The 7,184-nt window shown below is 68.5% G+C and carries 8 protein-coding genes; 6 read left to right on the top strand and 2 right to left on the bottom strand.

Translation table 11 applies throughout. The annotated features are described in order from the left end of the window. A partial coding sequence (locus ACFWF3_RS18050) for an SDR family NAD(P)-dependent oxidoreductase (protein ID WP_379314538.1) occupies positions 1–165 on the bottom strand: 165 nt, incomplete at its 3' end. Between the two features lie 53 nt (positions 166–218). Between ACFWF3_RS18050 and ACFWF3_RS18045 the strand changes: the two genes are divergently transcribed. Together ACFWF3_RS18045 and ACFWF3_RS18040 are read left to right on the top strand one after the other, a co-directional pair. Next, positions 219–1,655: a class I adenylate-forming enzyme family protein gene (locus ACFWF3_RS18045; RefSeq protein ID WP_379314537.1), complete on the top strand. Its 1,437-nt coding sequence runs from the start codon at positions 219–221 to the stop codon at positions 1,653–1,655. Beyond that, on the top strand, positions 1,648–2,793 hold the full coding sequence (locus ACFWF3_RS18040; protein WP_379314536.1) for a thiolase family protein: 1,146 nt from the start codon (positions 1,648–1,650) through the stop codon (positions 2,791–2,793). The genes ACFWF3_RS18045 and ACFWF3_RS18040 overlap by 8 nt, the downstream gene beginning before the upstream one ends. A 36-nt stretch (positions 2,794–2,829) precedes the next feature. Here ACFWF3_RS18040 and ACFWF3_RS18035 read toward each other — a convergent pair whose 3' ends face one another. Further along, positions 2,830–3,483: a TetR/AcrR family transcriptional regulator gene (locus ACFWF3_RS18035; protein WP_379314535.1), complete on the bottom strand. Its 654-nt coding sequence runs from the start codon at positions 3,481–3,483 to the stop codon at positions 2,830–2,832. 175 nt (positions 3,484–3,658) lie between these two features. On the opposite strand from ACFWF3_RS18035, the gene ACFWF3_RS18030 reads away from it, so the two are divergent. The 4 genes from ACFWF3_RS18030 to ACFWF3_RS18015 form a co-directional block, all read left to right on the top strand. Then, positions 3,659–4,657, top strand: a complete 999-nt coding sequence (locus tag ACFWF3_RS18030; RefSeq protein ID WP_379314534.1) for an acyl-CoA dehydrogenase family protein — start codon at positions 3,659–3,661, stop codon at positions 4,655–4,657. After that, the gene (locus tag ACFWF3_RS18025; protein ID WP_378990212.1) at positions 4,641–5,819 is read left to right on the top strand and encodes an acyl-CoA dehydrogenase family protein; all 1,179 of its coding nucleotides are present in this window, start codon (positions 4,641–4,643) and stop codon (positions 5,817–5,819) included. Before ACFWF3_RS18030 ends, ACFWF3_RS18025 begins: the two co-directional genes overlap by 17 nt. A gap of 10 nt (positions 5,820–5,829) precedes the next feature. Next, the gene (locus ACFWF3_RS18020) at positions 5,830–6,612 is read left to right on the top strand and encodes an enoyl-CoA hydratase (protein ID WP_067444910.1); all 783 of its coding nucleotides are present in this window, start codon (positions 5,830–5,832) and stop codon (positions 6,610–6,612) included. Positions 6,613–6,641: 29 nt separating this feature from the next. Then, the coding region (locus ACFWF3_RS18015; RefSeq protein WP_379314533.1) for a hypothetical protein at positions 6,642–7,184 on the top strand (543 nt) is incomplete at its 3' end.

Here is a 7,184-nt window from a genome sequence, read left to right as displayed (position 1 = left end):
GTGCACATAGCGGATACCGAGTTCGGCCGCGAGTTCCTTGCCCTTGTCGTCGGCGACATCGGCGACGACCACCTTCGCCCCCGCGGCGTGCAGGCGACGGACGGTGGCCTCCCCGAGTCCGCCGGTACCGCCGACCACGATGGCGGAACTACCACTTATATCCATGTTGTTTTCCTCTCTTGAAATCAACACTCTCTTGCTGTGAGAATAATGTTCTCATGAACATTGGCATGATCCTAGACATGGCCGCCTCGGCCGGGAGCCGATCGGTGATCACGGTCGGCGACCGCTCGCTGACCGCGGCAGACCTGCTCGACCGCGCCCGACGTGCGACCCCGCGCTTCCAGGAGCACTCCGCGGTGCTGTATCTGGGCGCCAACCACCTGGCCTATCCGATCGCCCTGTTCGGCGCCGTGCTGGCCGGTGTGCCGTTCGTGCCGCTGAACTACCGGCTCGGCGACGCCCAGCTGAGCGCGCTGCTCGAACGCCACCCCGGCGCGCTGGTCCTGCGACCGGAGGACCTCGACGCCCTGGTGGCAATCGACCCCGCCCAGCCCGACGCGCCCGAGGTGGCGACGCCGTGGGACGCGGACTCGGTGGCGGTGATCCTCTACACCAGCGGCACCACCTCCGCGCCCAAGGCCGCGCAGCTGCGCCACCGGCACCTGATGGCCTACCTGCTCAACACCGTGGAGTTCGGTGCCGCCGCGACCACCGACGCGACCTTGGTGTCGGTGCCGCCGTACCACATCGCGGGGCTGACGAATCTGCTCTCGAATCTCTACGCCGGTCGCCGGGTGGTCTACCTGCCCGCGTTCGACCCCGCCGAGTGGCTGGCGACGGTACGCCGGGAACAGATCACCCAGGCGATGCTGGTGCCGACCATGTTGGCGCGCATCGTCGCCGCGGTCGACGGACCCGACGCGAGCACCCCGACCTTGGCGACGCTGGCCTACGGCGGCTCGCGCATGCCGCGCCCGGTGCTCGATCGCGCACTGCGGGTGTTCCCCGAGACCGGGTTCGTCAACGCCTACGGACTCACCGAGACCGCGTCCTCGGTCGCGGTCCTCGGACCGGATGATCACCGGGCCGCCGCCGCCTCCGCCGATGAGCTCGTGCGCGATCGTCTCGGCTCGGTGGGCCGCGCGCTGCCCGGCATCGAGTTCGAGATCCGCAGTGCCGCGGGCGAACCCGTCGCGGTCGGCGAGACCGGGTTGGTCTTCGTCCGTGGTGATCAGATCTCGGGCGAATACGGCGGCCGCAGCGCCCTCGACGCCGAGGGCTGGTTCCCCACCGGTGATCTCGGCAGGCTCGACTCCGCCGGCTACCTGTTCATCGACGGCCGCGCCGACGACACCATCATCCGGGGCGGGGAGAACATCGCACCGGCCGAGATCGAGGACGTGCTGCTCGAATGCCCCGGCATCACCGAGGCCGCGGTGATCGGCGTGCCCGATGCGGAATGGGGTCAGCGCCTGGTCGCGGTGGTCGTCGGGGTCGGTGACGAAGCGCAGGTCAAGCAGTGGGTCAAGGACCGGCTGCGTTCGTCGAAGACGCCCGACGCCGTCGTGTTCCGTACCGAGCTGCCCAAGACCGACACCGGAAAACTATTGCGACGCACCCTTGTCGCCGAAATGGAGGGCACCCATGCCTGAAGCAGTCATCGTCTCCGCGCTGCGCACGCCCATCGGGACCGCGCGCAAGGGGACGCTGCGCGACACCGACGGCTTCACGCTGGCCGATCATGTGGTCGCCGCGGTGGCGGCCGACCTCGATCCGAATCAGATCGACGATGTCATCCTGGGCGAGGGGCGTTACGGCGGCGGCGTGCTGGCCCGGCACGCCGCGGTCACCTCGGGGCTCACCACGGTGCCCGGCCTCGCCACCAACCGGCACTGCGCGGCGGGGATGGCGGCGGTGCAGTCCGCCGCGGCGAGCATCCGCGCGGGCATGGACCGGCTCATCATCGCCGGTGGCGTGAACGCCGATTCCACCGCGCCGCGCCTGCGTTTCCGGGTAGGCGAGGACGAATGGCTCGACCCGTGGACCTCCCCGACGCATCCCGATCGTCCGGATGCGCCGAATCTGGACATGTCCATCACCGTCGGCTGGAACGCGGCGGTCAAAGCCGGTATCTCGCGTGCGGAGATGGACGCCTGGGCGTTGCGTTCGCACCGCAACGCCATCGCCGCCATCGACGAGGGGCGTTTCGCCGACGAGATCGTGCCGATCAAGACCCCGCACGGCCTGTTCGAGGTCGACGAGCACCCGCGCCGCGACACCACCATCGAGAAGCTGGCCGGGTTGAAGGTGTTGCACCCCGAGATCGAGGGTTTCAGCATCACGGCGGGCAACGCCGCGGGCGCCAACGACGGGGCCGCGGCCCTGGCCATCGCCAGTGATCGGCTCGGGCTGCCCGCGCTCGGTGTCATACGGTCGTGGGCGTCGGTCGCGGTCGACCCCGCCGTCACCGGCCTCGCGCCCATCGAGGCGATCGCGAAAGCGGTGTCGCGGGCGGGCATCTCGCTGTCGCAGGTGAGTCTGATCGAGATTAACGAAGCGTTCGCGGTGGTGCCGCTGGCCGCGATCAAGGCGCTCGACATCGACCCGGAACTGGTCAACGTCAGTGGCAGCGGGTGCTCGCTGGGGCACCCGGTCGCGGCGACCGGGGCCAGGATGATCGTCACCCTGGTGCACGAATTGCGGCGGCGTGGTGGTGGTTTCGGCATCGCGGCGCTGTGCGCCGGTGGTGGCATGGGCTCGGCGACGGTCATCGAGGTGGCCGCGCCCTGAGGCGATCCCGGGTGGCCTACGCGGCCACCCGGCCGTTCAGGATTCGGCGAACCCGAACGCGCAGAAGTCCCAGACCTCGCCCGCGGTGATCGGGTGTGCGCTGTCCTCGTCGGTGCCGCCCGCCGACTGGGCGGTGAACATGACCGTCTGCATCACGACGGCGGCCATGCGGTGCGGGTTGAGGTCGGCGCGCAGCGCACCCGCCTTCTTGGCCTGTTCCATCAGGTCGGTGAACAGCGACAGCAGGGGCGCGTGCGCGACCTTGACCTGAGCGGGGTGCGAGACCAGCAGTTGCGGCGCGAAATCGGTGAACAGGGGACGTTGGGCGACCGGGTCGGGCCTGCATAATTCGAACAGCAGCTCCACGGTCACCCGCAGCCGGTCCAGCGGCTCGGTCTTGCCCTCGGCAGCAGCCGCCAGCTGATCCGCGGTCCGGCTCAGCGCGTCCTCGAACAGGGCGAGCAACAGCTCATGTTTGCCGTCGAACTGCAGGTAGAAGCTGCGCAGCGACTGGCGCGAGCGGTCGACGACTTCCTGCACGGTGAAGTCGGTGGTGCCCTTCTCGGTGATGATCGCCTGCGCCGCGTCGAGGAATTTTTGCACCCGCTGTTCGGCGCGCAGTTTCGCCCCGCGGATGGACCGCTCGACGGCCCGCTGTTTCCACGCGGGCTCTTCGCTGACGCTGGTCACGGTTGCCTCCATCCTCGGTCAGGTGTGCAGAACATGCATGCACTGTACCGGAGAACGTCATATCCAAGGGCTACCAGCCCCGCGTGTCCGCGATCTTGGAGACTATTACTTTCTTCTGACGAGAATGTTATTCTCCGTATCGATACTGACGGTTGCTGGCAAGGAGGCCCTCCGGATGCTCGTGGAGTTCGACTCCGATCAACGGCTGTGGCAGGAAACTGTGCGCGCCGTCCTCACCAAGGAATGTTCGCCCACGCTGATTCGCGCGGTCGCCGACCAGAACGCCGATCCGGACCCGCTGTGGCAGACCTACGTCGAGCTGGGCTGGACCGAATTGGTCGACGCGGGCGACGCGGTGGAACTGGCCATCGTGCTCGAGGAGCTGGGCCGGGCGACCGATCCCACGCCGTACCTGGCGACGATGAGCCAGTTCGCCCCGCTCGCACCGGAGTTCGCGCAGGGTGGGCGCTCGGGAACGGCCGTGTTCACCGGCGTCACGGTGCGGCGCGAGGGTGCGGACTGGGTGCTCGACGGCACCGCGCACCATGTCCTCGACGGTGATCGCGCGCAGCACTACGCGGTCGTCACCGATGCCGGGGTGTTCGTCGTCGAGGCGGCCGAGGTGATCGCCCGGCGCACAGCGGTTTTCGACCCGGTGCTGCACCTCGCCGAGGTGAGCTTCGTCGGGGTGCGCGTGCGCGACGACCGGCGCGTCGCCTCGGTGCCCGAACGCGCGCGCCACCTCGCGCTGACCGGGCTGGCGTTGACCACGGTCGGTGCGTGTCAGCGGATTCTGGACCTGGTGCTCGAGCACGTGCGCACGCGTCAGCAGTTCGGCGTCGCGCTCGGTTCCTTCCAGGCAGTCAAACACAAGGCCGCCGACATGCAGATCGCGATCGAACGGGCCAGGGCGCTGGCCTATTTCGCGGCGCTGACGATCGCCACCGATGATCCACGCCGCCGGATCGCCGCCTCGATGGCGAAGGCCGCGTCCGGCGAGTGCCAGTCCCTGGTGTTCCGCCACGGCGTGCAGTTGTTCGGCGGCATGGGTTTCACCTGGGAAAACGACCTGCAATTCGCGCTGAAGCGGGCCAAGGCCGGCGAGCTGCTGCTCGGCGGCGCGCACACGCATCGGGCGCTGATCGCCGAGGAGTACCGTGCAACTGACTTTTGACGCCGACGTCGAGGCCTTCCGGGCCGAATTCGTGGCGTTCCTGGACGAGAACCTGCCCGACGCGGCGGTCGCCGGCGCGGACCGGGCGGCGTCGAGCGCCGACATTCCCGGCTGGGCGCGCGAATGGCAACGTCTCCAGTTCGACAGTGGCTGGCTGCTTCCCGGCAACGCCCCGGAATACGGCGGCCGCAACGCGACGCTCGTGCAGCAGTACGTGCACCTGGAGGAGCTGTCCAAGCGGCACATGTATCACAGCTTCAACCCCCAGGGGCTCGGCATCATCGCCGCCTCGCTGCTGTCCTTCGGTACCGAGGAACAGAAGCAGAACTGGGCGGTGCGGATCCTGCGCGCCGAGATTACCGCGGCGCTGGGCATGAGCGAACCGGGTGCCGGGTCCGATCTGGCCGGACTGCGGACCCGCGCGGTGCTCGATGGTGACCACTTCGTCGTCAACGGCCAGAAGGTCTGGACCTCCGGGGCCCACGACGCCGATGTGCTGCTGACCTTCGTCCGCACCGACCCCGACGTCCCCAAGCACAAGGGGATCAGCGTGCTGCTGATCCCGACCGACACCCCGGGCGTGACCCGACGCCCGTTCGCGTCGATCTGCGGTCCGCACGATCTCGACTTCAACGAGGTGTTCTTCGAGGATGTCGTGGTGCCGGCGGAGAACCTGGTCGGTCCGCTGCACGGCGGGTGGGGAGTGGCCAACGGTTCCCTCGGGCACGAGCGCACGCTGCTGTGGCTGAGTTTCGCCGACCGCCTGCGGGAGCTGATCGAGGACTTCCGGCCCGAGACCGTGCTCGAGCGTGACGCCTACGCGACCATGGTCATGGACAACCAGGCCCTGCGCCTGCTCGGCTCGGCGGCGCTGGCCCGCGCGGCGCGCGGCGATCAGGATGTAGCCGCGCTGTCGGTGCTCAAGGTGTTCGGTTCGGAGGCGGTGCAGAGCGCCGCGGAGCAGACGCTGCTCGCGGCGGGCGCGGACGGGCTGGTGCACCCGGCCGTCACCGCGCCGTTCAATCCGCTGAATCTGGACAACTTCTCGTGCAGTTGGTTCGAGCGCTACGCGCGCAGCTTCGCGGGGACCATCGCGGGCGGCACGTCCGAAATCCAACGCAACATCATCGCCGAGCGTGTGCTCGGTCTCCCTCGGAGCTGAGGAGCTCGCTGTGTACATCCGCTACGAGGTCGCCGACAAGATCGCGACCATCACCCTGGATCGGCCCGAGGCGGCTAACGCCCAGAACTCGGACCTGCTCGACGAACTCGACGGCGCGTGGACCCGCGCGGCCCAGGACCCCGAGGTCGCGGTGATCGTGTTGCGCGGCGAGGGCAAGCACTTCTCGGCCGGTCACGATCTGAAGGATCGCTGGCCTTCGCCGCAGGACATCACGCTGGAGTGGATCTACCAGAACGAGAGCCGCCGCTACCTCGAGTATTCGCTGCGCTGGCGCAATGTGCCCAAGCCGTCCATCGCCGCGGTTCAGGGGCGGTGCATCGCCGGGGGACTGCTGCTGTGCTGGCCGTGCGATCTGATCGTGGCCGCCGATGACGCGCTGTTCTCCGATCCGGTCGTGCTGATGGGCATCGGCGGCGTCGAATACCACGGGCACACCTGGGAACTCGGCGCGCGCAAGGCCAAGGAGATCCTGTTCACCGGTCGCGCGGTGACCGCGACCGAGGCCGAGCAGGTCGGCATGGTGAACAAGGTGGTGCCGCGCGCGGAGCTCGACGAGCAGACCCGCGCGCTGGCCACCCGGATCGCCGCCATGCCGTCGTTCGGTTTGCGGCAGGCCAAACGCGCGGTCAACCAGACACTCGACGTCCAGGGCTTCTACGCCGCCATTCAGTCCGTCTTCGACGTGCACTCGACCGGTCACGGGAACGCGTTGAGCGTGAACGGCTTTCCGATCCTGATGGCGCTGGACGAGATGAAACAGAAGATCGAGTGATTCGTCGCTCATGAAGAGAGGTACCACCAATGCGAAATACACTGCGCCGCAAGGCAATGGCCTGTTGTGGTCTCGTGGCGATCGCCCTCGTCACGGTCACCGGCTGCGGCTCCGACGACGAGGCTTCGAATAGTTCGTCGACCACGTCGGCGGCCACCTCCTCGGCCAAGGCCGCGGCGGCCGACCCGGCGGCGGTCAAGTCCATCACCGATGCCTATGTGCTGTTCTTCGACGGCAAGGCGGGGGCCGACAAGAAGGTCGCGGTGGTCGAGAAGGGCGCCGAGTTCACCCCGTTGCTGCAGGCGCAAGCGGCCAACCCGCAGGCCCAGAGCACCTCGGTCACCGTGGGTGGGGTGAAGCTGATCGACGCGGACAACGCCGACGTCACCTATTCGCTGCTCATGAACGGCACGCCGGTACTGCCCGACCAGACCGGTCAGGCAGTGCGTCAGGGCGGCCAGTGGAAGGTGGCCGCGGCTACCTACTGCGCGCTGATGGCGATTCAGGGCGGCACCTCGCCTCGACCCGGAGCCGGACCAGGGCGGTCTCCCGTACCCACCGCCCGCGCGGCA

Origin of the sequence: Nocardia sp. NPDC060220 (genome assembly GCF_042727815.1) — a bacterium.
In the GTDB taxonomy this organism is placed as follows: Bacteria; Actinomycetota; Actinomycetes; order Mycobacteriales; family Mycobacteriaceae; genus Nocardia.
The sequence above is the reverse complement of the archived record's forward strand: the minus strand, read 5'-3'. Positions and strand labels throughout refer to the sequence as shown.